Below are 24,505 nucleotides of genomic sequence, written 5' to 3' on the forward strand. Positions count from 1 at the left end.
GGAAAAAATAATGTCGGTAATACAGAATAAAAAGAAACCACTGGTGGTCCTGACCGGGCCGACAGCTGTGGGAAAGACAAAACTGTCCATCGCGCTGGCAAAAGCCATAAACGGAGAAATCCTGTCGGCAGATTCCATGCAGGTATATAAACATATGGATATCGGTTCTGCCAAGATCCGTCCGGAGGAGATGGAGGGGGTGCCCCATCATCTGATCGATATTCTGGAGCCCTGGGAAGAATTCAATGTAGTAGTGTTCCAGAAACATTGTCTGGAATGTATGGAGCAGATATATGACAGGAGCCATATCCCTATTCTGGTGGGAGGCACCGGATTTTACATTCAGGCGGTGCTTCGGGGCATTGATTTTACGGAAAACGAAGAGAACACCGAATATCGAAAAAAACTGGAACTTCTGGCAGAAGAACAGGGACCGGAGAGTCTGCATGAGATGCTGAAGAAGGTCGATCCCGTATCGGCGGAGAATATTCATGCCAATAATATCAAGAGAACCATCCGTGCTTTAGAATATTATGAACTGACAGGAGAACCGATCTCTGTACACAACGAGAGGGAAAAAGAACGGACAAGTCCCTATAATTTCAGCTATTTTGTGCTGACGGACGACCGGGAAAAGCTGTATGCACGGATCGAGGACAGAATCGATGAAATGATGTCACAGGGTCTGGTGGATGAGGTAAGACAACTGAAGGATATGGGATGCCGTAAGGGCATGACGTCCATGCAGGGACTGGGCTACAAGGAGATTCTGGAATATCTGGATGGAGAATGCAGCCTGGAAGATGCGGTCTATACCTTGAAACGGGATACCAGGCATTTTGCCAAGAGACAGCTGACATGGTTTCGCAGAGAGAGTGAAGTCACCTGGATCGACAAGGGCCGGTTTGATTATAACGAAGAGAAAATATTGGAATACATGATCAGAGAATTAGGAGAAAAAGAGATTTATGAGAAGCAGTAATGAAGAGATCTACCTGTCTATGGGAATCAGCAAGACCGTATATGATTACGGCTGCACCATTGAGAAAAGTTTAAGAGACCGCTTTGATGAAGTGGATAGTAACGCGGAATACAATCAGTTAAAGGTGGTAAATGCCATGCAGCAGCATCAGGTCAGTGAGGCCTGCCTGTTGGGCACTACCGGTTACGGATACAACGATCTTGGAAGAGATACCCTGGAGGCTGTCTATGCAGCGACTTTCCATACGGAGGATGCACTGGTGCGCCCTCAGATCACCTGCGGCACGCATGCACTGGCATTGGCTCTGATGAGCAATTTAAGACCTGGAGACGAACTGTTGTCCCCGGTAGGCAAACCCTATGATACGCTGGAAGAAGTCATCGGTATCCGCCCGTCGAAGGGATCGCTGGCAGAATACGGTGTGACTTATCGCCAGGTGGATCTGCTGCCGGACGGAAGCTTTGATTACGATAAAATCCGTGAGAATATCAATGAGAAAACTCATCTGGTAACGATTCAGCGATCCAAGGGCTACCAGACCAGACCCACCCTGTCCGTACAGCGGATCGGCGAACTGATCGCCTTCATTAAAGGTATTAAGCCGGACGTGATCTGCATGGTGGATAACTGCTACGGAGAATTCGTGGAGACTATAGAACCTTCCGACGTGGGTGCGGATATGATCGTAGGATCTCTCATCAAGAACCCCGGAGGCGGACTGGCTCCTATCGGCGGATATATTGCTGGAAAGAAAGAATGTGTGGAAAATGCGGCATACCGTCTGACCTCTCCGGGGCTGGGCAAGGAAGTCGGCGCTTCCCTTGGCATTTTGAAAGATTTTTATCAGGGATTTTTCCTGGCTCCCACGGTGACGGCGGGAGCACTGAAGGGTGCGATCTTTGCAGCCAATGTCTATGAAAAAATAGGTTTTGCGGTAGTACCGAACGGCAGTGAGAGCCGACACGATATCATTCAGGCAGTGACCTTCGGTCAGCCTGAGGGGGTTATCGGCTTCTGCCAGGGAATTCAGGCGGCGGCACCGGTAGACAGTCATGTGACACCGGAACCCTGGGATATGCCGGGATATGATGCACAGGTCATTATGGCAGCGGGAGCATTTGTTTCCGGTTCCTCCATTGAGCTGTCTGCGGACGGCCCCATCAAGCCTCCGTATGCAGTGTATTTCCAGGGCGGACTGACCTGGCAGCATGCCAAATTCGGTATTCTGAAATCCCTGCAGGTACTGGTACAAAAAGGTATTGTGACGGAAGAACAGATCCGGAAAGCAATGTAGAACTACATTGAAAAATACGAATCCTGTAGAAAAAGCGCAAAATAAAATCTACTAAATTTGTGTACAGAAGAAGCTTTTTGTGATAGTATAAAAAGACGTATGGAAGACAGGCTCACGGGGAGACTGTTCAGCCATGGAGAGTACACAGAAGAAAGAAGAGGAACTACCTTGAAGAGAATTAATTGGGTTTTGATCGTCCTGGTACTGATCGGATTTGTGATCGGCAGATTTATAGGGACTTATTTCGACGGTACTTTTCTGAATTACGGACAGAATTTCGGCCTCAGCAGTCCAGTGGAACTGAATCTCGGTTTCATTATTCTGACTTTCGGGCTGGAGTTTAACATCACGATCGCCAGTGTGATCGGTGTGATCATAGCGTTCGTGGTATACCGTTTTATCCGTTAGGCAGCATACGTCGGAGCAGGCAGAAGGAGACTTATGCCCGAGAAGAATGTACAGGTAAATACAGACCGGGGACTTCCCTATGAGAGATTTCTGCAGTTCGGACCGGAGAATCTTACGGAGGCGGAATTGCTTGCGGTGATTCTGCGAACCGGGACGAAGGAGGATTCCGCGGTGGCGCTGGCTGAGAAGGTACTGGCACTGGCCACCTATCCGAGAGAAGGACTGCTGGGTCTGCATGATGTGAGTGTGGAAGAACTGATGGAGATCCGGGGCATCGGCATGGTGAAAGCGGTGAAACTAAAATGCATCGCCGAACTGTCCAACAGGATGAGCCGGGCCAAAGCCAGAGAGGGTATCTGCTTCACCAGAGCGGATCATGTGGCGGAATATTTTATGGAAAAGCTCAGACACAGGGATACCGAATGTGTGTATCTGCTCTGTCTGGATGCCAAAGGACAGCTGATCCGTGAGAAGAAATTGTCGGACGGCAGCGTCAATATGGCACTGATCTCTCCCAGAGAGATATTTTTGGAGGCGTTAAAGGACAAGGCAGTCAGTCTTATCCTCGTGCACAATCATCCCAGCGGAGATCCCACTCCCAGCAGATCCGACAGGGAGCTGACGGAAAATGTGGCAAAGGTGGGAAACCAGATGGACATTCCGCTGTTAGACCACATTATTATTGGGGATAACAGGTATACTAGCTTCAGAGAGCAAAAATTTTTGATATAAGAAAGGGATAACGACAGTGGCAAACAATGCATTTGGTATCGACCTTGGTACCAACAATATAAAGATCTATAACCGCAATGATGACAATATCATGATCGAAAAAAATATGATTGCCATCGAGAATAAGAATACTTTATTTGCTTATGGTAACTCTGCATTTGAAATGTATGAGAAAGCTCCCAGCAATATTCATATTTCTTATCCGCTTTCCAATGGTGTGATCGCGGATATCAAAAATATGGAGACGCTGGTAAAGTATTTTATCGGTGATCTGCAGAAGGGCAATACCAAGCCTTCTGATTTCTTCATTGCAGTGCCTACGGATGTTACCGAGGTGGAAAAAAGAGCATTCTATGATCTGATCAAAGGAGCTAACGTAAAGGCCAAGAAGATCATGGTAGTGGAGAAGGCCGTGGCAGACGGTCTGGGTCTGGATATCGATGTAAAAAATTCCCAGGGCGTCCTGGTGGTGAATGTCGGCTACGAGACCACGGAAATCTCCATCCTGTCACTGGGCGGTATCGTACTGAGCCGTCTGATCAAGGTGGGCGGCATGAAATTTGATGATGCCATCCGTGCGGCAGTCAGAAGAGAATTCTCTCTGATCATCGGTGGCAAGACGGCTGAGAATGTGAAGATTGCCCTGAAGGAACTGGAAGAAGAAGGAAAGGGTGCTGTAGTATACGGCAGAGACATTGTCACCGGTCTGCCGGTGGAACGTGAGATTCCCACAAGAATGGTGGATGAGTCTCTGGAGGAGCACTTTAATACCATTATTGATAATGTAAAGGTGATACTGGAGAGAACACCCCCTGAACTGGCAGCGGATATTTACCGTCACGGTATTTATCTGACCGGAGGAGCATCCCAGGTAAGTCATCTGGCAGAGAGACTGGCAACCGGTACCGGACTGCATGTGAATGTGGCTGAGAATCCGCTGACCAGCGTGGCAACAGGACTTGCCAAGATCATCAAGGATGATAACTATAAAACGGTAGCTTATGCAATTGAAGGGATGAGTAAATGAGCCCAGTCGTAAAAAGAAAAGGGGAGAGGTTTACTTTACCGAGTAAATATCTCCTTTTTATTTTAACTATCCTCTGCACCATCATGATGCTGGTGACCTTTGGAACCAATGTATTTAACCGACCGTTCAACAGAGTGGTGGGATATGTGATCGTACCCTTTGAACAGGGGATCGCCAAGGCCGGAGAATGGCTGGCAAATCGTTCCGATGAACTGGTGCAGATCCGGACACTTTTAGCGGAGAACAGTGCCCTGAAGGAGCAGGTGGCTTCCCTGACGGAAGAGAACACTCTGCTGCAGCAGGACAAATATGAACTGAATGAACTGAGAGGGTTGTTGGAGCTGGATGAAGAATACGGGGACTACAATAAGATCGGTGCCCGGATCATCAGCAGAGATTCCGGCAACTGGTATTCTTCTTTTGTCATTGACAAAGGCTCTAATGATGGGCTGGCGGATGATATGAATGTGATCGCCGGAGGCGGTCTGGTGGGACGTATTACGTCCGTAGGACCGAACTGGTCCCGGGTGACTTCCATTATTTCCGACAATTCCAATGTCAGCGGTATGACACTTGCCACGGGTGACAATCTGATCGTATCCGGAGATCTGCAGATGATGGCTCAGGGAGTGATTCTTTTCAGCAAGCTGGTGGACAGCCAGGATGCAGTGGCAGAGGGAGATAAGGTAGTTACTTCCGATATCAGTGATAAATATCTTCCCAATATCCTGATCGGCTATATCAGTACCATCAATAAAGATACCAACAATCTGACGAAATCCGGATACCTGACTCCGGTGGTGGATTTCGAGCATCTGAGTGAGGTGCTGGTGATCACGGACAAGAAACAGCAGGTTCCGGGAGGAGGCGCAGATGGAGAATAACAGCAGCTTCCTGCGCAAGATTGTAGTGGTTCTTCTGATCCTTTTATTTTTTGTCTTGCAGTGCAGTGTATTTAACAGCCTGGCAATGGGCGGAATCATTCCCAATCTGATGATCATTCTGACTTCTTCCTTCGGATTTATGAGAGGGGAGAAGGAGGGACTGCTGATCGGATTTTCCTGCGGGCTTTTATGTGATATTTTTTTCGGAAGTTTCCTGGGATTTTATGCCATGGTCATGATGTACATAGGCTTTGTTAACGGGAAATTCAGCCGGATCTTTTATCCGGAGGATATCAAGCTGCCGTTGGCGCTTATTATTGTCAGCGACATTTCTTATGGATTGATTTGTTACATTCTGATGTTTCTTTTGAGAGGGCGTTTTCATTTCCCGTATTATTTTACAAGTGTGATCCTGCCGGAGGCACTTTACACCATCGTTGTTACGATTATTTTGTATCCTCTGATCCTGAAGATTAATCAGAAACTGGAGGAGAAGGAAAAAAGGAGCGCACAGAAATTTGTTTCGTGAAATTAGAGATCACATTATTAATATTGTGACCAGCAGACTGACAGTACTTATGATACTGTTTGCTTTTTTTGCCGGTGTTCTGCTTTACCGCTGTTTCAACCTGCAGATCGTAAACGGAGAAGAGTATCTGAACGACTTTATCCTTCAGATCGAGAAGACCAGGGATATATCCAGTACCAGAGGACGGATCCTGGACAGGAACGGCAATGTACTGGCGGAAAATGAACTGGCTTATTCTGTGAAGATCGAGGATGTGTTTGAGTCCAGCCGGAATAAGAACGCAAAGGTTAATGACGTTGTCTATCGGCTGATAAAGCTGATCGAGAAAAACGGTGACAGTGTGATCACGGATTTTAAGATCATTATTGATGAAGACGGCGATTATGCCTATTCCGTGGATGGCACGGCGCTGCTTCGTTTTCAGGCGGATGTGCTTGGATACAGAACCATAGACGAGCTTAGTGAAGAAGAAAAAGCCATGACAGCCCAGGAACTGATAGAGTACTTAAGCCGTGCCAAGGGCTTTGCTATCGGTCAGTACGAAGATCCCGAGAACACCAAGACCCCCTTCGTGCCGGGAAAAGGTTATACCAAAGAGGAGTGGCTGCAGATGGTAACCATCCGGTATGCCATGAATCTGACCTCCTTCCGGAAATATGTGGGAACCACTGTGGCTACCAATGTCAGTGCGGAGACAGTGGCGGTGATCATGGAGAATTCCGACCAGCTGGACGGTGTGTCCATCGTAGAGGATACGGTGCGCCACTACATAGACAGCAAATATTTCGCCCATGTGCTGGGATATACCGGAAAAATCTCTTCCGATGAACTGGCAGAGTTAAATGACCAGGTGGTGACGGAAGGCGGCCTGGAGGATACCTATACCATCAATGATGTGGTAGGTAAGAGTGGTATTGAGGCATATATGGAGACTACTCTGCAGGGTACCAAGGGCAGTGAAAAAGTGGTGGTGAACAATACCGGTAAGGTGATCACTATTTTAGAGCGGAAAGAGGCACAGCCGGGAGCGGATGTCTACCTGACCATCGATAAGGATCTTACGGAGGCAGTATATAATATCATCGAACAGAAGCTGGCCGGTCTGGTGGCAAGCAAGATCATCAACGCCAAAGAATTCAATCTGCCGGAGAATGCCAAGAGCTCGTCCATTAAGATCCCGATCTATGACGTGTATTTTGCCATGATCAACAACAATATCCTGGACAGAAAACATTTCGAGGCAGAAGATGCCGGAGAGACGGAAAAGGCAGTCTATGCCGCTTATCTGGAGTATAAGCAGGGTGTTTACGACAGACTGACTTACGAACTTACAGAAGGGGCAACTCCCTATAGCAAGCTTTCCAAGGAATATCAGGTTTACCAGAGTAATATCGTAAGCCTCCTTCGGGAGGAAGGCGTGATCATGAAGGAACTGGTGGATGATAACGATGCTACGCAGACGGCCTGGGCGAAGGAGGAAGTGATCTCCTTAAAGGAGTATCTGCAGTATTGCATCGCCATGAACTGGATCGATGTCAGCAAGCTGGATCTGAATGACAAATATTCGGATTCTACAGAAGTTTATGACAAACTGTTGGATTACACCATTAATGCCATCGACCATACCACGGAGTTCCAGAAACGTTTCTACAAGTATATGCTTTTAAATGACAAGATCACCGGGAAACAGATCTGTATGCTCCTGTGTGAACAGCAGGTGGTGGACATCCCGGCTGAGGATGAAGAAGCACTGTATTCCGGTAAATTGTCGGCATATCAGTTTATGATGAACCGGATCAATAATCTGGAGATCACACCGGCCCAACTGGCACTGGATCCCTGCAATGCCTCTGTAGTCATTACGGATGTCAATACGGGAGATGTGCTGGCTATGGTGTCTTATCCGGGATATGACAATAACAAAATGGCGAATACCGTGGATGCGGAATATTATGCGCAGCTGAATGCGGACAAGTCCAGCCCACAGCTGAATTTTGCCACCCAGTATAAGGCAGCACCCGGTTCCACGTTCAAGATTGTATCCGCTACAGCGGGACTTCTGGAGAATGTGATTAATCTTCAGAGCCGTGTGAACTGTGTCGGTACTTTTACCGAGATCACACCATCCCCCAGATGCTGGAAAATTTCCGGACATGGCTATGAAAATGTGACATCTGCCATCAAGGATTCCTGTAACTACTTCTTCTACAATGTGGGCTACCAGCTGGCTACCAGAACCGGAAGCTATAATGAGGAAGCGGGTCTGGATACCCTGAGCAAATATGCGGATCTGTATGGACTGACAGATAAATCGGGAGTGGAGATCGGAGAATATGCACCGGATATATCCACCAAGGATCCGGTACGTTCTGCCATCGGACAGGGCAGCAACAGCTACACTACCGTTGGACTGGCCAGATATGTCACTACCATTGCCAACAGTGGGACCTGCTATAATCTGACACTGTTGGATAAGACAACAGATTCCCAGGGCAATCTGTTGAAAGAGTACCATGCAGAAGTGAGAAATCAGATTGACCTGCCGCAGGAATACTGGGATGCGTTCCATCTGGGAATGCGTCAGGTGGTGGAAAATAAAAAGTACTTTAATGATCTGGCGGTAAATGCCGCAGGTAAGACCGGTACGGCAGAGCAGACAGCTTCCCGACCAAACCATGCGCTTTTTATCTGCTATGCGCCGTATGAGAATCCGGAGATCGCCATTGCCACAAGAATACCCTTCGGATATTCTTCAGACTATGCAGCCCAGTTCACCAGAGATATTATCAAGTATTATTACGGACTGGCGGAAGAGGATGATCTGATCACAGGTACTGCGGATACTCTCGACAATGCAGTATCCAATGAGATGTAACTATCCGGAGTCAGATAACACAGACAGATGAATGCCAAATGTGGGACTTCGGATATTAAGAAAATAAAAAGACAGGTATAAGAAAATGAAAGATGCAGTATTGATCAAAAGCTATCAGAGCGGGATCACTCTTCTGATGAGAGAGGATGCTTCCCTGGAAGAAATCCTGCAGGAACTGGCGGTGAAATTCACAGAGGCGAAAAACTTCTTCGGTACGTCCACCATGGCATTATCCATGGAGGGACGGGAGGTGACCGAAGTGGAAGAAATCCGCATCCTGGATACCATCCGGAAGAACAGCAATGTGAGGATCGCCTGTATCGTGGGCCATGATGAGACCACAAACAAGAACTTTATCAAAGCTCTGCAGCATATGGAGAAAAAGCTTTCCACCGGGGACGAGGGGCAGTTCTACAAGGGAACCCTCAAAAACCGGGAAGTCATAGAAACCGAGAACAGCATCGTGGTCCTGGGGGATGTCTACCCGGGCAGTGCGGTGATCTCCGCAGGCAACATCATCATTCTGGGAGGACTGTACGGGGAAGCTTATGCGGGCGGATCTGGCAGAGAAGATTGTTATATTGTAGCGCTTGAAATGGAGCCGGAAAGATTAAAAATCGGCGATTTCAAATATAAAACCAATGCGAAACAGTCGAAATGGGGCATTCGTCCCAAAGTACAACCGAAAATTGCACACCTGAAGAACGGGAAGATCGTATTTGATCCCCTTACAAAAGAATTACTGGGTACTTTTTAAAAGAATCCAGGGGACGACAAAATCAAACAGGAGGAATCCAAAATGGAACAAAACGTTTCCACGGAGAAGAAAAGCTCCGAAGTCATTGTCGTCACTTCAGGAAAAGGCGGTGTAGGTAAGACCACTACATCCGCAAACGTTGGAACAGGTCTTGCAAAAGCGGGCAGCAAAGTCTGCCTGATCGATACGGATATCGGTCTGCGTAACCTTGACGTGGTCATGGGACTGGAGAACCGTATCGTTTACAATCTGGTAGATGTGGTCGAAGGGAACTGCAGAATCAAACAGGCACTGATCCGGGACAAGAGACATCCGGGACTGTATCTGATGCCGTCGGCACAGACCAGAGATAAATCGGCAGTCACCCCGGGACAGATGGTGAAGGTGATCGACCACTTGAGAGAACAATTTGATTACATCATTCTGGACTGCCCGGCGGGAATTGAACAGGGCTTCCAGAATGCTATTGCCGGGGCCGACAGGGCACTGGTGGTAACAACACCGGAGGTCTCGGCCATCAGAGATGCAGATCGTATTATCGGACTGCTGGAGGCCAACGGCTTCAAACAGATGGATCTGATCATCAACAGACTGCGCATGGATATGGTAAAGCGCGGAGATATGATGTCTGCGGATGATGTGGTGGATATTCTGGCGGTACCGCTCATCGGAATCGTTCCGGATGATGAGAATGTAGTCATCGCCACCAATCAGGGAGAACCATTAGTCGGAAGCGATACACCGGCGGGTAAGGCTTACCGCAATGTGGTGGATCGTGTGCTGGGAAAAGAAATTCCGTTCCTGGATTTCGAAAAAGGAGTATCTTTTTGGACAAAAGTAACTGGTATTTTTCGGAAAGCATAGGAAGGGGACGGGATGAATATGAAACATTTTTTTCGCAGGAAAAGCTCCTGCCAGGTGGCAAAGGACCGTCTGAAAATCCTGCTGATATCGGACCGGGTGAACTGTTCTCCGGAGATGATGGAACTGATCAAGGCGGATATTACAAAAGTGATTTCGAAATATATGCGGATCGATACTGATCATATGGAAATCGAGATACAGGCAAAGGGCAGTAAGGGTGGACGGAATAAGAGCCCCAGCCTGATTGCCAATATTCCCATTATTGATTTACAGAAGACTGCGAAAATGCCATAAGGAGCATAAAAAACAGAAAGGTCAAACGGATGTTTAAGAATTATAGATTACGGGATTATGACTTTAAACTGATCATACTGATACTTGCACTGTCCATCATCGGCATCATAACCATCGGCAGTGCGGAACCTGCCCAGCAGACCAAACAGATGGCGGGTGTAGTTGCGGGGCTTGTTATCATGATCGCCCTTTCTTTTTTTAATTATTCCGTGATCCTGAAGCTTTACTGGCTGATGTACATAGGCAATCTGGTACTGCTCGGACTGGTAATCCTGATGGGTGAAGAAGGCAACGGAGCCCAGAGGTGGCTTAAGATCGGTGGACTGCAATTTCAACCTTCAGAACTTGCAAAAATTTTATTGATTTTATTCTTTGCACAGTTTATTATGAAATATAAGGAGAAGCTGAATACTTTCCCTGTGATCGCATCGATTGCGGTACTTATGGGTGTTCCCTGGATCATGGTAAAGGAACAGCCGGCGCTGTCTACCAGCCTTGTGCTGATCTTTATTTTCTGCGTGATCCTGTATGCCGGAGGCATCAGTTATAAGCTGATCTTCGGAGCATTGGCGGTGGCAATTCCTGCAGTGATCATACTGGTATCTCTGGCAATGCAGCCGGACAGTACCATATTGGAGACTTACCAGAAAAATCGTATCCTTGCCTTCGTCAATCCGGAGGAATATTCCACGGATCTGGCTTACCAGCAGTTGAACTCTGTAATGGCCATAGGCTCTGGAGAACTGGACGGCAAGGGCTATAAAAACAATGAGATCACATCGGTAAAGAATGGCAATTTCCTGTCTGAAGCGGAAACCGATTTCATATTCGCTGTTATCGGTGAAGAGTTTGGCTTTAAGGGAAGTATCGTAGTGATCATACTGCTGATGCTGATGGCAATGGAGTGCGTTTCTATCGCGGGAAAGGCGAAAGATACCGCGGGGACGATCATAGCGGCGTCAATGGGGGGACTGATCGCTTTCCAGAGCTTTGTGAACATCGGAGTGGCTACGTTTATTTTACCGAATACAGGACTTCCGCTGCCTTTTGTAAGCTATGGCCTGACCTCGCTGATGAGTCTGTATATTGGAATGGGTGTTGTACTGAACGTACGATTACAGGCGAAGAGAAGCTAGACAAAAGAAATCATACATTACACAGAGAAGGGGTATGGACTATATGAACATTGCACTGATCGCACATGATGCCAAAAAGAAACTGATGCAGAATTTCTGCATTGCATATCGCGGAATTTTAAGTAAAAATGAATTATATGCCACAGGAACTACCGGCAGGCTGATCGAAGAGGTCACCAACCTGAATATACACAAATATCTTGCTGGACATCTGGGAGGAGAACAGCAGATCGGTGCACAGATCGAACACAACGAGATCGATCTGGTGATCTTTTTGCGGGATCCACTGGCACCCAAGGCCCATGAGCCGGATGTAAGCAATGTAATGCGCTTGTGTGATATGCATAATATTCCGTTGGCAACGAATCTCGCCAGCGCGGAACTGTTGATCAAGTCCTTAGACAGAGGAGATTTAGAGTGGCGTGAAATGTACAAATAAAGTTCGTCGGATCTGCTTCTGCATGTCCTTGATCCTCTGCATGAGTCTGCTTACCGGATGCGGTAATGTGGCGTATACATTTCCGTACGATGTCAATTCCAGTGTCAGCAGTTTCAATGTGCTGGCAGGAACCGGAGCGGGCAGGGCAGAGCCCTTTGCTGCGGATCTGTGTGTGGTGACGGAGGACCAGACGGGGGATGGCAGCGTAGACATGTCACAGGCCTCGGCCGCTGTACTGTTCGACGTAAACAATAAAAAGGTATTATATTCCAAAAATGCACATGAAAGATTGTATCCGGCCAGCCTGACCAAGGTAATGACGGCACTGGTGGCATTACAGAATGCATCACCGGATACTGTGCTGACAGCTACGGATAGCGTAAAGATCACGGAATCCGGTGCACAGCTGTGCGGATTAAAAGCCGGAGATACCATGACATTGGATCAGGCATTACATATTCTGCTGATGTATTCCGCCAACGACGCAGCAATGCTGATCGCGGAGAATATCGGCGGCAGTGTAGATCATTTTGTGGAGATGATGAATGAGGAAGCACAGAGACTGGGGGCTACAAATACCAGTTTTGCCAATCCTCATGGTCTGTCGGATGACAATCATTATACTTCAGCCTATGACCTGTATCTGATCTTTAATGAAGCAATCAAATATGATTCCTTTAATGAGATCATTCACATGACAAGCTACCAAACCGCATATTATGACAAGGACGGAAAAGCCAAGGAACTTACGGTGAACAGCACAAACCGTTTTTTGCGGGGAGATTTTCAGGCACCGGAGAACATTACAGTCATCGGCGGCAAGACAGGTACGACCAACGCGGCGGGACATTGTCTGATCCTTTTATCCAGAGACACAAGCGGAGCTCCTTATATATCGGTAATCCTGAATTCCTCAGCCAGTGATGTGCTGTACCCGGAAATGGTACAACTCCTGGAGCAAATCAATAAATAACTGTTGTTTTTTGAGGGGTTATAAACTATAATAAAGTAAATAGGTTGCGTGAAGTTCCTATAAATTTTACGACAGGAGGGTTACACCAATGGTTCAGTTGATTGTAGGCAAAAAGGGCAAGGGCAAGACAAAACAGCTGTTGGACAAAGTCAACAGCGAGGTAAAGGATATTGCGGGAAGTATCGTATATCTGGACAAAAGTACGAAACATATGTATGAACTGAACAACAAGGTGCGTCTGATCGACGTTTCCCGTTATATGATCGAGAATGAAAGCGAATTTCTGGGATTCGTATGCGGTATCATTTCTCAGGATCATGATCTGGAGCAGATGTATTTTGACAGCTTTCTGAAAATCGCAGCACTGGAAGACAAAGACATTTCCGCAGTTGTTGAAAAACTGGAGAGAATGAGTGATTTCTTCCAGGTGGATTTTATCCTCAGTGTATCCAGGGACGAATCCGAATTACCGGAGTCTGTGAAGGATAAGATCATTGTATCTTTGTAAGAAGAACGAATTATAATTTTCACGTATGAGAAGCCTCGGATGCCAACCGGGGCTTCTCAAATGTAAGGGAGAGGAAAGGAGGTTTTCCAATGGCAGAACAACCGAGAAAAATAAAAAAATACAGAAAACCTTTGAACCTCAATATCGGTATGCTCATCTTCGGAGCTATTTTTATTTATGTAATCATTTGTGTGATACTGTATTTTCAGACAGACCACATCGTGCGCTATGAAGTAACGGAAGGATCACTGGCTACCAATAATATTTACCGTGGAGTGGCAATCCGCACAGAGGAAGTTGTAAGTACGGATACTGCCGGATATGTGAATTTTTATGCAAGAGAAGGCGAACGGGTGGCCAAGGGAGACACTGTTTACATCGTGGACGAGACGGGCCGGCTGACGGAAGAACTGGAGGATGCCAGCCTTGGAGAAAATACCCTGAGTGACCAGGAACTTTCGGAATTCCGTAATGAAATCGTGAATTTTATGCATGGGTATGATGACAAAAATTACGAGAGTACCTATGATTTTAAATATTCTTTGAAGAACACGGTGCTGAAACTGGCCAATGTAAATATGCTGCAAAGCATTGAAAACGAAAATAACGGTTCGGCTGCAAATATTGTAAATTTCTGTTATGCGCCCACCACCGGTATCGTGGCTTACTGGACGGACGGTTATGAAAATCTGACCGTGGAAGGTGTTACCCAGGAAGTATTTGATAACAAAAATTACGAGAAGAAACAGATGCTCGGTAATGAACTGATGGCTGTGGGAGATCCGGTGTACAAGCTTTCCACGGAGGAAAACTGGTCGGTGGTCATTCCCATCGATGCAGAGCGAGGCGCAGAGATCCAACAGGAGGATTATGTCAAAGTACGTTTTCTGAAGAATCAGTATGAGTCCTGGGGGCAGGCAAAGCTGTTTACCGGCAGTGATGGCAATACATTTCTGTCACTTACCTTTACAAATTCCATGGTTACGTTTGTATCCGACAGATTTCTGGATATCGAGCTGATATTAAATGATGAGACCGGACTGAAGATTCCAAATTCTTCCATTGTGGAGAAGGAATTTTTCCTGATCGATGAAGATTTTGTCACGACCAATGAAAATACGGGAACCCAGGGTGTGATCAGACAGTGCTACCGGGATAACGGGGACATTTCCAGTGAATTTGTGGAGACCGGTGTGTACAGCTACGATGAAAATGAAGGCGTGTACTACATGGATACTTCGGTGCTGAAGGCCGGAGATGTCCTGTACAAGACAGACAGCCAGGAGACCTATACGGTAAGCAAGCGTGCAACACTGATCGGTGTGTATAATGTGAATAAGGGATATGCTGACTTCAAGCAGATCAATATTCTGTATCAGAATGACGAGTATTCCATCGTAAAAGCCAATACGACCTATGGCCTGAATGTATATGACTATATTGTACTGGACGGTTCTTCGGTATCGGATGATCAGATCATCACCAATATCAAGAAAACAGATACCGGCAGGACGGATATTCCTACAGACAGTGTAGAACCGGGAGTAAGCGACAATATACCGGAGAGCACAGAGCCACTTCCAGCGGAGACCGGAGAGGAACCGATGCAGGAGACCACACAGGAAGCAACACAGGAAAGTCAGACACCGGAAAGCTAGAAAGGATGGCGGATACTATGGAAGAGACCATACAGAGCATGGAACTGGCACAAAATTACAAAACGGTAAAAGAGAACGTCACAAAAGCCTGTGAGCAGGCGGGCAGATCGGAGCAGGAAGTGACGCTGCTTGCAGTCAGCAAGACCAAACCGGTGGATATGCTGATGGATGTCTACCGTGCGGGAGCCAGAGATTTCGGGGAGAACAAGGTTCAGGAACTGGTGGACAAGATCCCTCAGATGCCTTCGGATGTCAGATGGCATATGATCGGCCATCTGCAGCGCAATAAGGTAAAATATATTGTAGATAAGGTTTACCTGATCCACAGCGTGGACAGCCTCCGGCTGGCGGAAGAGATCAGCAGAGAAGCCGTGAAGAAGCAGGTGGAAGTCAATATCCTGATCGAGGTAAATGTTGCACAGGAGGAAAGCAAGTTCGGAACTACGGTAGAAGAAACTGCAACACTGATCCGTGAGATTGCAACGCTTCCGGGAATACATATCAGAGGATTGATGACGATCGCCCCCTTTGTGGAGGATCCGGAAGAAAACAGGGGCTATTTTCAGAAACTTCGGCAATTAGCTGTTGACATCGGAAATAAAAACATTGATAATATTTCTATGAATATTCTTTCCATGGGAATGACCGGCGATTATATGGTGGCCACGCAGGAAGGAGCCACGATCGTCAGAGTCGGAACCGGTATTTTCGGAGAAAGAGATTATAGTAAGACGATCTAGAAAGAGATTGAATAATAAAGGAGACACACAACAATGGGTGTAATGGATAAGTTCCTGAATTATATGAAACTGAACGATGAAGAGGATGAAGGTTTCTATGATGACGATTATCTGGATGATGAGGAAGAAGTAGAACCGGTAAAGAAATTCAGCCCGGCCAAGAGCAGACAGCAGGCACAGGAGGATGACGAACCGGAAGAGAAGAGTAAGCGTTCCTCACAGCCTAAGGTAACACCGATCCACCGCACCGTGACCAAGAAAATGCCTGGAACCGGCATGGAGGTCTGTGTGATCAAGCCTACTTCCGTAGAGGATGCAAGAGAGATCACAGAGACACTGCTGGCCAACCGGACAGTGGTACTTAATCTGGAAGGCCTGGACGTGGATATCGCCCAGCGTATCATTGACTTTACTTCCGGATCCTGTTTCGCAATATCGGGTAATTTACAGAAAATATCCCATTATATTTTCATTATTACGCCGGCCAGCGTAGATATCTCCGGTGATTTTCAGGATATTTTCGGCGGCGCCGGATCTTTTGAAATGCCGATCAAAAATGGAATGTCATAAAATGTCAAATGCCATTAAAATGTCATATGAAGATAACTTCCTGTGGGCAACTGCAGGAAGTTTTTTAAAAACAGATATAAATTATACAAGAAAGAACAGTTTATAAGGAACTGAAGGGTGAACAACATGGCACAGAGATTACCGGTGCTTTATAACAAAAAGCCTTGCTACGATATTGTATTCCAGCAGTCTTTTGACGGCCTGTGGGAAGAACTGGCAGAGCTTGGCGCAGCAGACAAGAGATTATGCATTGTGACGGATTCCACCGTAGACGGACTGTATGCGGCACAGATTCTTAAGTTTCTTGAGGGAAAATGCCGTAAGGCTGTGAAATATGTGTTCCCTGCAGGAGAAGAACACAAGAATCTGGATACCGTGAGGGACGTGTACCGTTTCCTGATTGAAGAGGGTTTTGATAGAAAAGATATGCTGCTGGCACTGGGCGGCGGCGTCTGCGGTGATCTGACCGGATTTGTGTCGGCTACTTATTTAAGAGGCATTGATTTTGTACAGATTCCAACTACATTGCTGGCACAGGCAGACAGCTCTATTGGCGGTAAGACAGGTGTGGATTTTGACAGCTATAAGAACATGGTAGGCGCATTTAAGATGCCCAGACTGGTATATATGAACCTGTCCGTATTAAAAACGCTGGAAGAGAGACAGTTTTATTCCGGATTTGCGGAAGTAATGAAATCCGCACTGATCAAGGATGCGCCCTTCTATGAGTGGCTGATCGAGAACATGTATGAGATCTGCGAGCGGGATCTGAATACCCTGGAAGAAATGGTGATCCGTACCTGCTCCATCAAGAAAATGGTGGTGGAAAAGGATCCTACCGAGCAGGGAGACCGTGCTCTCTTAAATCTTGGACACACGATCGGACATGCTATCGAGAAATACAAGAATTTTGAATTGTATCATGGAGAGTGTGTGGCACTGGGTACGGTAGCTGCAGCATATATTTCCTGGAAAAAAGAAATGCTGAGCATGGAAGAATTTTATGAGATCCGTGATATGTTTGTACCGTTTTATCTGCCAATCTCCGTGGAAAATATCGATCCGCAGGAGATCTTGAAACTTACAAAATCCGATAAGAAGATGGAAGCCGGTACGATCAAATTTATTCTGTTAAAGAAGATCGGAAAGGCAGTTATCGACAGAACCGTTACGGATGAGGAAATTCTGGCTGCCATCGAAGAAATCAATTTTAGTGAAGAGGATGCTCATGAATAAGGAAAAGAAAAGTAGTCGAGTTGTTATGCTGATCATAGATGCCCTGATTGCAGCCGTACTTCTGGTACTGGATCAGTTTACCAAGCATCTGGCGGTGGTACATCTGAAGAACCAGCCGGCCTATGTGATCATTGACGGAGTTCTGGAATTGCAATATCTGGAGAACAGAGGATCAGCATTCGGTATGCTGCAGAACCAGAAGGTATTTATTCTGTTTGTGGGAATCGTATTTCTTGCGGTGCTGTTGTTTTTCCTTTTCAAACTTCCGGAACAGAAGAAATTCCGAATCGTGCATGTATTGCTGGCAGTGATCGTTGCCGGAGGCATCGGCAACATGATCGACAGATTCCGACTGGATTATGTAGTGGATTTTATCTCCTTCGTACTGATCAATTATCCGATCTTTAATGTGGCGGATATTTATGTGGTAGTGGCTACCATTGGCCTGTTTATTCTGTTTTTGTTCGTATACAAGGAAAAGGATCTGGAATTCCTCAACTTTAAGCAGAATCGTTATCGGGAGATGAAATAATGGAAGAACTCCGATTTCAGATAGCAGATGAGATGGAAGACGAACGGATTGACAAATGTATGAGTCTGCTTGTGGAGAATCTGTCCCGTTCTTTTATCCAAAAGCTGATCAAAGACGGAAATGTGCTGGTAAACGGTAAGCCGGTAAAGGGAAGTTATCGTGTCAAATGTGATGATGAAGTAGTCTTCTCCGTGCCGGAATCTGTGGAACCGGATATTGAACCGGAGAACATCCCTCTGGATATCCTGTATGAGGATGTGGATCTGATCGTGGTGAACAAGCCGAAGGGGATGGTGGTGCATCCGGCGGCGGGACATTACAGCGGCACTCTGGTTAATGCACTGATGTATCACTGTGGCAGGGATTTGTCCGGGATCAACGGAGTACTGCGCCCCGGTATTGTACATCGTATCGACAAGGATACCACTGGATCTGTCATTGCCTGCAAAAATGACAAAGCCCACCGGTGCATTGCAGAACAGTTGAAGGAACATTCCATCAACAGAAGATACCGTGCCATCTGTTTCGGAGAGCTGAATCAGGAGGAAGGCACCATCGACCAGCCCATTGGCAGGCATCCGAATGACCGTAAAAAAATGGCGGTGAACCACCAGAACGGAAAACGTGCCGTGACCCATTACCGGGTATTACAGAGATTTCAGGGATATACTTATATAGAGTGTGTGTTGGAGACCGGAAGGACGCACCAGATCCGTGTGCATATGGCAAGCATCGGGCATCCGCTTCTGGGGGATGAAGTCTACTCCAACCGGAAAAGTCCTTTCAAATTACAGGGGCAGACACTTCATGCCAAGACACTGGGATTTATTCATCCCACTACCGGAGAATATCTGGAGATCGATGCTCCGCTGCCGGAATATTTTGAACATCTTCTGACAGTGTTGGAGAAATAAAACTTATAGCTTATGTTTCGTACAGAAATGAGGCGCCTATGAATCTGTTTGATATTTTAGGACCCGTAATGGTCGGCCCCAGCAGTTCTCATACTGCGGGAGCGGTTCGGATCGGTTATATTTCAGGAAAATTACTTCAGGACCATGTGGTGAAGGCGGAAATCCTTCTGCATGGTTCCTTTGCTACCACGGGCATCGGACACGGCACGGATAAGGCGCTGATCGCAGGCCTTTTGGGAATGCGGCCAGATGATATCCGGATTCCGGACAGCTTTTTCCTGGCGAAAAAGGACGGAATGGAATTCTCTTTTTCCACCATTACCCTGAAAGATGCCCATCCCAATACGGCGGTTCTGCGGCTGACCGGAGAACATGGGCGGAAAATAGAAGTGCAGGCGGCTTCCATTGGCGGCGGCCGGATCCTGATCGCAAAACTGGATGGAATCGAAGTAAATTTCTCTGCGGAAAAGCCGACTTTGATTGTACACAATGTGGATCAGCCGGGACATGTGGCACAGGTGACCTCCATGCTGGCTGAAAAGCAGGTGAATATTGCAACTCTGCAACTCTACCGGGACAAGCGGGGCGGCTACGCCGTTATGGTCATAGAGACAGATCAGGAAGTGCCGGAGGAATCGGTGGCCTGGCTGGAACAGCTGGACGGCATCATTAAGGTGACCTATATCAATGTGGAGGAGTAACTATGTCCTATCAGTCATTTGAACAGGTATTACAGAAATGTCATACGGAAGGAAAAGAATTCTGGCAGGTGATTATGGAAGATGATATGGCGGAGCGGAATGTGTCAAAGCAGGACAGTATGGAGCATATGCGGACTACCTGGGATGCCATGCTGCTGGCAGCGGCTACTTATGAAGGAGATATTAAGTCCTCCAGCGGACTTGTCGGCGGTGATGGCCAACGGATGGAGGAATACACACACAATACCGGTAAGGAGTCACTATGCGGGGAATATGTAGATGAATGTATTGCAGGAGCGTTACAGATGGGAGAATCCAATGCCTGTATGAAACGGATCGTGGCAGCACCTACTGCTGGAGCCTGTGGGGTATTGCCTGCGGTGCTGGTTCCCTATTTTCAAAAACGGTGCAGGGATACCGACAAAATTCTGAAAGCCATGTATGTAGCGGCGGGGATTGGACAGATCATAGCCACCCGTTCTTCCATCAGCGGTGCTGCGGGAGGATGCCAGGCGGAGATCGGATCCGCCAGTTCCATGGCGGCCGGAGCTCTGACATATCTGCAGGGAGGCAACTGCGAACAGATTGCTACAGCGGCTGCCATGGCCATGAAGAATCTGCTGGGACTGGTATGCGACCCGGTAGCGGGACTGGTGGAGGTTCCATGCGTGAAACGAAATGTGATCGGTACTGTGAATGCCATGGCCTGTGCGGATATGGCAATGGCGGGGATCGTAAGCCGGATTCCACCGGATCAGGTTATGGATGCCATGAAAGAAGTCGGGGATAAAATGGATGCTTCCCTGAGGGAAACGGCGTTAGGAGGCCTGGCACAGACGGAAGAAGGCATGAAAATAGCAGAAAAAATGCATGCATCATATGAAAATTAGTAATAAACGGCTAAAAAGACTGATAATTGGTTGATTTTTTGTTAAATATCACGTATAATAAAAATACAAAAAATGCTAGTTATCAAGTACAGCAGAAAGTGGGTGTGTGTATGAATACGATTATTACCATTGGACGTCAGTTTGGTTCTGCAGGCCGTGAAATCGGGGAAAAGGTTGCAGAGTATTTCGGAATCAAATGCTATGATAAGGAACTTCTTACCAGAGCGGCACAGGAAAGTGGTTTCTGTGAGGAAATGATCCAGAACCATGATGAGAGACCTACCAATTCTTTCCTGTATAATCTGGTGATGGATACTTATTCTTTCGGCTACAATGCATCCTCTTTTGTAGATATGCCTATCAGCCACAAAGTATTTCTTGCACAGTTCGATACGATCAAGAAGATCGCCGATGAAGGCCCTTGCGTTATTGTAGGCCGTTGTGCAGATTATGCTCTGGCAGATTACAAGAACTGCATCAATCTGTTCATCTTCGGCGATGACGATGTGAAGACCAAACGTATCATGGCCAGATATGATCTGACGGAAGCCAAGGCAAAGGAAATGATCACGAAGAAGGATAAGCAGCGTCAGAGTTACTACAACTATTATTCTTCCAAGAAGTGGGGCAGAGCTGATAGTTACGATCTGTGCATTAACAGCAGCATCCTCGGCATCGAAGGAACCGTAAAGCTGATCATTCAGTATGTGGAAGACTTCGAGAAGAAAAATAATGCAGATATTCTGGAAAAGTAGATATCTGAAATATTTTTCAAAAAAATAAAATTATATCTTGACGATTAGGGCGCCTCATGTTATTATACTACGGTATGCCGCATAACTAGGTATAAGTGTGTCGGATTTTAGAATCCTTTACCACCAAAGTTAGCGAGTAAATAATAGGAGGTGCCTTATTATGTACGCAATTATTGCAACAGGTGGAAAGCAGTACAAAGTTTCTGAAGGTGATGTGATCAAAGTTGAGAAGATCGATGCAGAAGCTGGTAACACTGTTACTTTTGACCAGGTGATCGCAGTAAGTGACAATACCCTCAAGGTTGGTGCTGACGTTGCTAACGCAACTGTTACCGCAACCGTTATGGAGCAGGGTAGAGGTAAGAAGGTTATTGTATACAAGTACAAGAGAAAAACCGGTTACCACAAGAAGAATGGTCATAGACAAGCATACACTCAGGTTAAGATCGAAAAGATTAACGCGTAATCGTTATGACAACTATTATCATTCGTAAGAACCATGAAGGAATCTATCGTGGATTCTACTGCATGGGGCATGCGGAATATGCGAAGAAGAGATTGTTCGGTAAGGAACCGGATATCCTCTGTGCAGCGATTTCCGTGATCGTACAGAGTACGATCATGGCGTTGGACGAGATGGTCGATGAAAAAATGCAGCTGACGCAGAATGAGGAGACGGGATTTATCAAATGTGATTTCGAGAATTCCATTCCGCAGGACAAGACCGTATTTCTGATGGACTTTATGGTGTTTTCACTGCAGAAGCTCAGCAGACAGTACGGGGAACAGTATTTGCAAGTAAAAATCGAGGAGGTGTAGACCATGTTTAACTTTAACCTTCAATTTTTTGCACATAAAAAGGGAGTTGGTTCTACCAAGAACGGTAGAGATTCCGAATCCAAGAGATTAGGTGCGAAGAGAGCTGATGGCCAGTTTGTAAAAGCTGGAAATATTCTTTACAGACAGCGCGGTACTAAGATCCATCCCGGTGTCAATGTTGGTATCGGTGGAGATGATACTCTGTTTGCTTTAGTTGATGGCGTTCTCCGTTTTGAGAGAAAGGGCAGAGACAAGAAGCAGGCTTCTGTATATCCTGTAGAGAAATAAGTTGATTTAACCAGGGCTTCAAACATACTGATTGTTTGAAGCCCTTTTAGTCCGTAAAGAGTTTTATGTCGGAAAGGAGAACAAAATGTTTGCTGACAGAGCTAAAATTTACGTAAGAAGCGGTAAAGGCGGAGATGGTCATGTGTCCTTTCGCCGCGAAAAATATGTTCCCAGTGGCGGCCCTGACGGTGGCGATGGTGGTCACGGCGGTGACGTGATCTTTGTTGTAGATGAGGGACTGAATACCCTGATCGATTTCCGGCACATCCGTAAGTACAAGGCCGGAGACGGGGAAGAGGGCGGCAAGAAAAACTGCCGCGGCAAGGACGGAGAAGACATCATTATCAAAGTCCCTGCGGGAACCGTGATCAAAGAAGCACAGAGCGGGCAGGTAATTACGGATATGTCGGGGGACAACAAACGGGTTGTTCTCTTAAAAGGCGGCAAGGGCGGTAACGGCAACCAGCATTATGCTACCAGTACCATGCAGGCACCCAAGTATGCACAGCCGGGACAGGCTGCACAGGAACTGGAACTTCTGCTGGAACTGAAGGTGATCGCTGATGTCGGACTGGTAGGATTTCCCAATGTTGGTAAATCCACGTTCCTGTCCAGAGTGACCAATGCCAGACCCAAGATTGCCAACTATCATTTCACGACCCTGAATCCGAATCTGGGTGTAGTGGATCTGGAAGGAACCGGTGGTTTCGTCATTGCGGATATTCCGGGACTGATCGAGGGAGCTTCCGAGGGAATCGGTCTGGGACACGAATTCCTGCGCCACATCGAACGTACCAAGGTGATCATCCATATCGTGGATGCGGCCGGTACGGAGGGAAGAGATCCCATTCAGGATATCTATGCCATCAATAAAGAACTGGAAGCCTATAATCCGGAGATTGCAGCCAGACCTCAGGTGATCGCGGCGAATAAGATTGACGCTATCTATACGGAGGATGGATCCGATCCGGTAGCTGCAATCCGGGCAGAGTTTGAACCGAAGGGCATCAAGGTGTTCCCTATGTCTGCAGTAACCGGTCAGGGCGTAAAGGAACTGTTATACGAAGTGAACGATATGCTTGCTAACATCGGAGAAGAGACCACTGTCTTTGCGCAGGAGTACTTCCCGGAGAGTATGACAGGATCTGTGGAGGATGCTTACACCGTAACCTATGATGAAGAAGAGGACGAGTACGTTGTAGAAGGACCCAAGATCGAGAAGATGCTGGGATACACCAATCTGGACAGTGAGAAGGGATTTACCTTCTTCCAGAATTTCCTGAAGGATACCGGTATTTTAGAGGAACTGGAAGCACTGGGTATCCAGGAGGGCGATACGGTACGCATGTACGGTCTGTCCTTTGATTACTATAAGTAAGTTTGTGAAAGGAAAAGATAGATTATGACAAGCAAACAGAGAGCTTATTTAATGAGTCTGGCCAGCAATCTGAATCCCATTTTTCAGGTGGGTAAATCCAGCCTGACTCCGGAACTCACCGCAGCTATTGGTGAATCCTTTAATAATAATGAACTGATCAAGATCGGTGTTCTGAAGAACTGTTTTGACGACCCCAGAGCTATTGCGGAGATGGTGGCGGAGCGTACCCATTCCCAGGTCGTACAGGTGATCGGCAAGAAGATCGTATTGTACAAGCCCGACAAGGACAAGCCGAAGATCGAACTGCCCAGATAAGGTCAGA

29 protein-coding genes are annotated in these 24,505 nt (G+C 46.8%); all 29 read left to right on the plus strand.

The genetic code is table 11. From position 1 onward, the window contains the following. Window positions 1-10 precede the first annotated feature (10 nt). The 29 genes from miaA to yhbY all read left to right on the plus strand — a co-directional run bounded on the left by miaA (window position 11) and on the right by yhbY (window position 24,498). Window positions 11-982 (plus strand): tRNA (adenosine(37)-N6)-dimethylallyltransferase MiaA, encoded by a 972-nt coding sequence (gene miaA / locus DWZ61_RS06695; RefSeq protein ID WP_022312491.1) that lies wholly within the window; start codon window positions 11-13, stop codon window positions 980-982. Further along, window positions 969-2,276: a methionine gamma-lyase family protein gene (locus DWZ61_RS06700; protein WP_118537853.1), complete on the plus strand. Its 1,308-nt coding sequence runs from the start codon at window positions 969-971 to the stop codon at window positions 2,274-2,276. The genes miaA and DWZ61_RS06700 overlap by 14 nt, the downstream gene beginning before the upstream one ends. A gap of 168 nt (window positions 2,277-2,444) precedes the next feature. Continuing rightward, complete coding sequence (locus tag DWZ61_RS06705) at window positions 2,445-2,684, plus strand: DUF4321 domain-containing protein (RefSeq protein ID WP_022312493.1); 240 nt, start codon at window positions 2,445-2,447, stop codon at window positions 2,682-2,684. A gap of 33 nt (window positions 2,685-2,717) precedes the next feature. Next, a complete protein-coding gene (gene radC / locus DWZ61_RS06710) occupies window positions 2,718-3,416 on the plus strand; it encodes a DNA repair protein RadC (protein ID WP_022312494.1) in 699 nt (232 codons plus the stop codon). A 16-nt stretch (window positions 3,417-3,432) separates the two neighbouring features. Next, on the plus strand, window positions 3,433-4,443 hold the full coding sequence (locus DWZ61_RS06715; protein WP_022312495.1) for a rod shape-determining protein: 1,011 nt from the start codon (window positions 3,433-3,435) through the stop codon (window positions 4,441-4,443). Next, complete coding sequence (gene mreC, locus DWZ61_RS06720; RefSeq protein WP_117465650.1) at window positions 4,440-5,327, plus strand: rod shape-determining protein MreC; 888 nt, start codon at window positions 4,440-4,442, stop codon at window positions 5,325-5,327. The genes DWZ61_RS06715 and mreC overlap by 4 nt, the downstream gene beginning before the upstream one ends. Next, window positions 5,317-5,856, plus strand: a complete 540-nt coding sequence (mreD, locus tag DWZ61_RS06725; RefSeq protein ID WP_022312497.1) for a rod shape-determining protein MreD — start codon at window positions 5,317-5,319, stop codon at window positions 5,854-5,856. Before mreC ends, mreD begins: the two co-directional genes overlap by 11 nt. Continuing rightward, the gene (locus tag DWZ61_RS06730; RefSeq protein WP_118537854.1) at window positions 5,846-8,731 is read left to right on the plus strand and encodes a penicillin-binding transpeptidase domain-containing protein; all 2,886 of its coding nucleotides are present in this window, start codon (window positions 5,846-5,848) and stop codon (window positions 8,729-8,731) included. Before mreD ends, DWZ61_RS06730 begins: the two co-directional genes overlap by 11 nt. Before the next feature lie 85 nt (window positions 8,732-8,816). Beyond that, window positions 8,817-9,488 (plus strand): septum site-determining protein MinC, encoded by a 672-nt coding sequence (locus DWZ61_RS06735; RefSeq protein WP_022312499.1) that lies wholly within the window; start codon window positions 8,817-8,819, stop codon window positions 9,486-9,488. A 42-nt stretch (window positions 9,489-9,530) separates the two neighbouring features. Continuing rightward, window positions 9,531-10,352 carry a septum site-determining protein MinD gene (minD, locus tag DWZ61_RS06740; RefSeq protein WP_022312500.1) on the plus strand — a complete coding sequence of 274 codons (822 nt, stop codon included), beginning with the start codon at window positions 9,531-9,533 and terminating at the stop codon, window positions 10,350-10,352. A gap of 12 nt (window positions 10,353-10,364) precedes the next feature. Continuing rightward, on the plus strand, window positions 10,365-10,646 hold the full coding sequence (minE, locus tag DWZ61_RS06745; protein ID WP_022312501.1) for a cell division topological specificity factor MinE: 282 nt from the start codon (window positions 10,365-10,367) through the stop codon (window positions 10,644-10,646). Window positions 10,647-10,675: 29 nt separating this feature from the next. Beyond that, on the plus strand, window positions 10,676-11,782 hold the full coding sequence (locus tag DWZ61_RS06750) for an FtsW/RodA/SpoVE family cell cycle protein (RefSeq protein WP_117465653.1): 1,107 nt from the start codon (window positions 10,676-10,678) through the stop codon (window positions 11,780-11,782). A gap of 43 nt (window positions 11,783-11,825) precedes the next feature. Continuing rightward, the gene (mgsA, locus tag DWZ61_RS06755; RefSeq protein WP_022312503.1) at window positions 11,826-12,221 is read left to right on the plus strand and encodes a methylglyoxal synthase; all 396 of its coding nucleotides are present in this window, start codon (window positions 11,826-11,828) and stop codon (window positions 12,219-12,221) included. Further along, the gene (locus DWZ61_RS06760) at window positions 12,205-13,194 is read left to right on the plus strand and encodes a D-alanyl-D-alanine carboxypeptidase family protein (protein WP_243026369.1); all 990 of its coding nucleotides are present in this window, start codon (window positions 12,205-12,207) and stop codon (window positions 13,192-13,194) included. Before mgsA ends, DWZ61_RS06760 begins: the two co-directional genes overlap by 17 nt. An 88-nt stretch (window positions 13,195-13,282) precedes the next feature. Beyond that, window positions 13,283-13,702 (plus strand): hypothetical protein, encoded by a 420-nt coding sequence (locus DWZ61_RS06765; RefSeq protein ID WP_022312505.1) that lies wholly within the window; start codon window positions 13,283-13,285, stop codon window positions 13,700-13,702. Window positions 13,703-13,791: 89 nt separating this feature from the next. Then, window positions 13,792-15,360, plus strand: a complete 1,569-nt coding sequence (locus tag DWZ61_RS06770; RefSeq protein ID WP_181968656.1) for an HlyD family efflux transporter periplasmic adaptor subunit — start codon at window positions 13,792-13,794, stop codon at window positions 15,358-15,360. Window positions 15,361-15,377: 17 nt separating this feature from the next. Continuing rightward, entirely contained in the window at window positions 15,378-16,100 is a 723-nt protein-coding gene (locus DWZ61_RS06775) for a YggS family pyridoxal phosphate-dependent enzyme (RefSeq protein ID WP_227063229.1), read from the plus strand. Window positions 16,101-16,133: 33 nt separating this feature from the next. Further along, window positions 16,134-16,670 carry a cell division protein SepF gene (locus DWZ61_RS06780; protein ID WP_117465654.1) on the plus strand — a complete coding sequence of 179 codons (537 nt, stop codon included), beginning with the start codon at window positions 16,134-16,136 and terminating at the stop codon, window positions 16,668-16,670. Between the two features lie 126 nt (window positions 16,671-16,796). Beyond that, entirely contained in the window at window positions 16,797-17,906 is a 1,110-nt protein-coding gene (gene aroB / locus DWZ61_RS06785; RefSeq protein ID WP_118537855.1) for a 3-dehydroquinate synthase, read from the plus strand. After that, complete coding sequence (gene lspA, locus DWZ61_RS06790; protein ID WP_117465656.1) at window positions 17,899-18,438, plus strand: signal peptidase II; 540 nt, start codon at window positions 17,899-17,901, stop codon at window positions 18,436-18,438. Before aroB ends, lspA begins: the two co-directional genes overlap by 8 nt. Beyond that, window positions 18,438-19,352: an RluA family pseudouridine synthase gene (locus DWZ61_RS06795; RefSeq protein ID WP_118537856.1), complete on the plus strand. Its 915-nt coding sequence runs from the start codon at window positions 18,438-18,440 to the stop codon at window positions 19,350-19,352. Before lspA ends, DWZ61_RS06795 begins: the two co-directional genes overlap by 1 nt. A 38-nt stretch (window positions 19,353-19,390) precedes the next feature. After that, window positions 19,391-20,053: an L-serine ammonia-lyase, iron-sulfur-dependent subunit beta gene (gene sdaAB / locus DWZ61_RS06800; protein ID WP_117465658.1), complete on the plus strand. Its 663-nt coding sequence runs from the start codon at window positions 19,391-19,393 to the stop codon at window positions 20,051-20,053. Between the two features lie 2 nt (window positions 20,054-20,055). Further along, entirely contained in the window at window positions 20,056-20,943 is an 888-nt protein-coding gene (gene sdaAA / locus DWZ61_RS06805) for an L-serine ammonia-lyase, iron-sulfur-dependent, subunit alpha (protein WP_117465659.1), read from the plus strand. Window positions 20,944-21,053: 110 nt separating this feature from the next. Beyond that, window positions 21,054-21,698 (plus strand): cytidylate kinase-like family protein, encoded by a 645-nt coding sequence (locus DWZ61_RS06810; protein WP_172594746.1) that lies wholly within the window; start codon window positions 21,054-21,056, stop codon window positions 21,696-21,698. Window positions 21,699-21,858: 160 nt separating this feature from the next. Further along, the gene (gene rplU / locus DWZ61_RS06815; RefSeq protein WP_022153044.1) at window positions 21,859-22,164 is read left to right on the plus strand and encodes a 50S ribosomal protein L21; all 306 of its coding nucleotides are present in this window, start codon (window positions 21,859-21,861) and stop codon (window positions 22,162-22,164) included. Between the two features lie 5 nt (window positions 22,165-22,169). Then, window positions 22,170-22,517 carry a ribosomal-processing cysteine protease Prp gene (locus tag DWZ61_RS06820; protein ID WP_118537857.1) on the plus strand — a complete coding sequence of 116 codons (348 nt, stop codon included), beginning with the start codon at window positions 22,170-22,172 and terminating at the stop codon, window positions 22,515-22,517. 3 nt (window positions 22,518-22,520) lie between these two features. After that, window positions 22,521-22,805 (plus strand): 50S ribosomal protein L27, encoded by a 285-nt coding sequence (rpmA, locus tag DWZ61_RS06825; protein ID WP_022153046.1) that lies wholly within the window; start codon window positions 22,521-22,523, stop codon window positions 22,803-22,805. 85 nt (window positions 22,806-22,890) lie between these two features. Continuing rightward, complete coding sequence (gene obgE, locus DWZ61_RS06830; protein WP_118537858.1) at window positions 22,891-24,183, plus strand: GTPase ObgE; 1,293 nt, start codon at window positions 22,891-22,893, stop codon at window positions 24,181-24,183. Window positions 24,184-24,207: 24 nt separating this feature from the next. Then, window positions 24,208-24,498: a ribosome assembly RNA-binding protein YhbY gene (gene yhbY, locus DWZ61_RS06835; RefSeq protein ID WP_022153048.1), complete on the plus strand. Its 291-nt coding sequence runs from the start codon at window positions 24,208-24,210 to the stop codon at window positions 24,496-24,498. The last annotated feature ends 7 nt before the right edge of the window (window positions 24,499-24,505 follow it).

The sequence above is a fragment of the Clostridium sp. AF34-10BH genome (assembly GCF_003478095.1).
Taxonomy (GTDB): Bacteria; Bacillota; Clostridia; order Lachnospirales; family Lachnospiraceae; genus Acetatifactor; species Acetatifactor acetigignens.

Excerpts from the sequence above, each read along its gene's own strand:
- rpmA (WP_022153046.1), top strand. The coding sequence starts at position 22,521 with ATGTTTAACTTTAACCTTCAATTTTTTGCACATAAAAAGGGAGTTGGT.
- DWZ61_RS06765 (WP_022312505.1), top strand. The coding sequence starts at position 13,283 with ATGGTTCAGTTGATTGTAGGCAAAAAGGGCAAGGGCAAGACAAAACAG.
- obgE (WP_118537858.1), top strand. The coding sequence starts at position 22,891 with ATGTTTGCTGACAGAGCTAAAATTTACGTAAGAAGCGGTAAAGGCGGA.
- sdaAA (WP_117465659.1), top strand. The coding sequence starts at position 20,056 with ATGTCCTATCAGTCATTTGAACAGGTATTACAGAAATGTCATACGGAA.
- radC (WP_022312494.1), top strand. The coding sequence starts at position 2,718 with ATGCCCGAGAAGAATGTACAGGTAAATACAGACCGGGGACTTCCCTAT.
- DWZ61_RS06775 (WP_227063229.1), top strand. The coding sequence starts at position 15,378 with ATGGAAGAGACCATACAGAGCATGGAACTGGCACAAAATTACAAAACG.
- rplU (WP_022153044.1), top strand. The coding sequence starts at position 21,859 with ATGTACGCAATTATTGCAACAGGTGGAAAGCAGTACAAAGTTTCTGAA.
- DWZ61_RS06820 (WP_118537857.1), top strand. The coding sequence starts at position 22,170 with ATGACAACTATTATCATTCGTAAGAACCATGAAGGAATCTATCGTGGA.
- DWZ61_RS06795 (WP_118537856.1), top strand. The coding sequence starts at position 18,438 with ATGGAAGAACTCCGATTTCAGATAGCAGATGAGATGGAAGACGAACGG.
- DWZ61_RS06780 (WP_117465654.1), top strand. The coding sequence starts at position 16,134 with ATGGGTGTAATGGATAAGTTCCTGAATTATATGAAACTGAACGATGAA.
- minE (WP_022312501.1), top strand. The coding sequence starts at position 10,365 with ATGAATATGAAACATTTTTTTCGCAGGAAAAGCTCCTGCCAGGTGGCA.
- yhbY (WP_022153048.1), top strand. The coding sequence starts at position 24,208 with ATGACAAGCAAACAGAGAGCTTATTTAATGAGTCTGGCCAGCAATCTG.
- miaA (WP_022312491.1), top strand. The coding sequence starts at position 11 with ATGTCGGTAATACAGAATAAAAAGAAACCACTGGTGGTCCTGACCGGG.
- minD (WP_022312500.1), top strand. The coding sequence starts at position 9,531 with ATGGAACAAAACGTTTCCACGGAGAAGAAAAGCTCCGAAGTCATTGTC.
- mreC (WP_117465650.1), top strand. The coding sequence starts at position 4,440 with ATGAGCCCAGTCGTAAAAAGAAAAGGGGAGAGGTTTACTTTACCGAGT.
- aroB (WP_118537855.1), top strand. The coding sequence starts at position 16,797 with ATGGCACAGAGATTACCGGTGCTTTATAACAAAAAGCCTTGCTACGAT.
- DWZ61_RS06735 (WP_022312499.1), top strand. The coding sequence starts at position 8,817 with ATGAAAGATGCAGTATTGATCAAAAGCTATCAGAGCGGGATCACTCTT.
- DWZ61_RS06770 (WP_181968656.1), top strand. The coding sequence starts at position 13,792 with ATGGCAGAACAACCGAGAAAAATAAAAAAATACAGAAAACCTTTGAAC.
- sdaAB (WP_117465658.1), top strand. The coding sequence starts at position 19,391 with ATGAATCTGTTTGATATTTTAGGACCCGTAATGGTCGGCCCCAGCAGT.
- lspA (WP_117465656.1), top strand. The coding sequence starts at position 17,899 with ATGAATAAGGAAAAGAAAAGTAGTCGAGTTGTTATGCTGATCATAGAT.
- mreD (WP_022312497.1), top strand. The coding sequence starts at position 5,317 with ATGGAGAATAACAGCAGCTTCCTGCGCAAGATTGTAGTGGTTCTTCTG.
- DWZ61_RS06810 (WP_172594746.1), top strand. The coding sequence starts at position 21,054 with ATGAATACGATTATTACCATTGGACGTCAGTTTGGTTCTGCAGGCCGT.
- mgsA (WP_022312503.1), top strand. The coding sequence starts at position 11,826 with ATGAACATTGCACTGATCGCACATGATGCCAAAAAGAAACTGATGCAG.
- DWZ61_RS06700 (WP_118537853.1), top strand. The coding sequence starts at position 969 with ATGAGAAGCAGTAATGAAGAGATCTACCTGTCTATGGGAATCAGCAAG.
- DWZ61_RS06750 (WP_117465653.1), top strand. The coding sequence starts at position 10,676 with ATGTTTAAGAATTATAGATTACGGGATTATGACTTTAAACTGATCATA.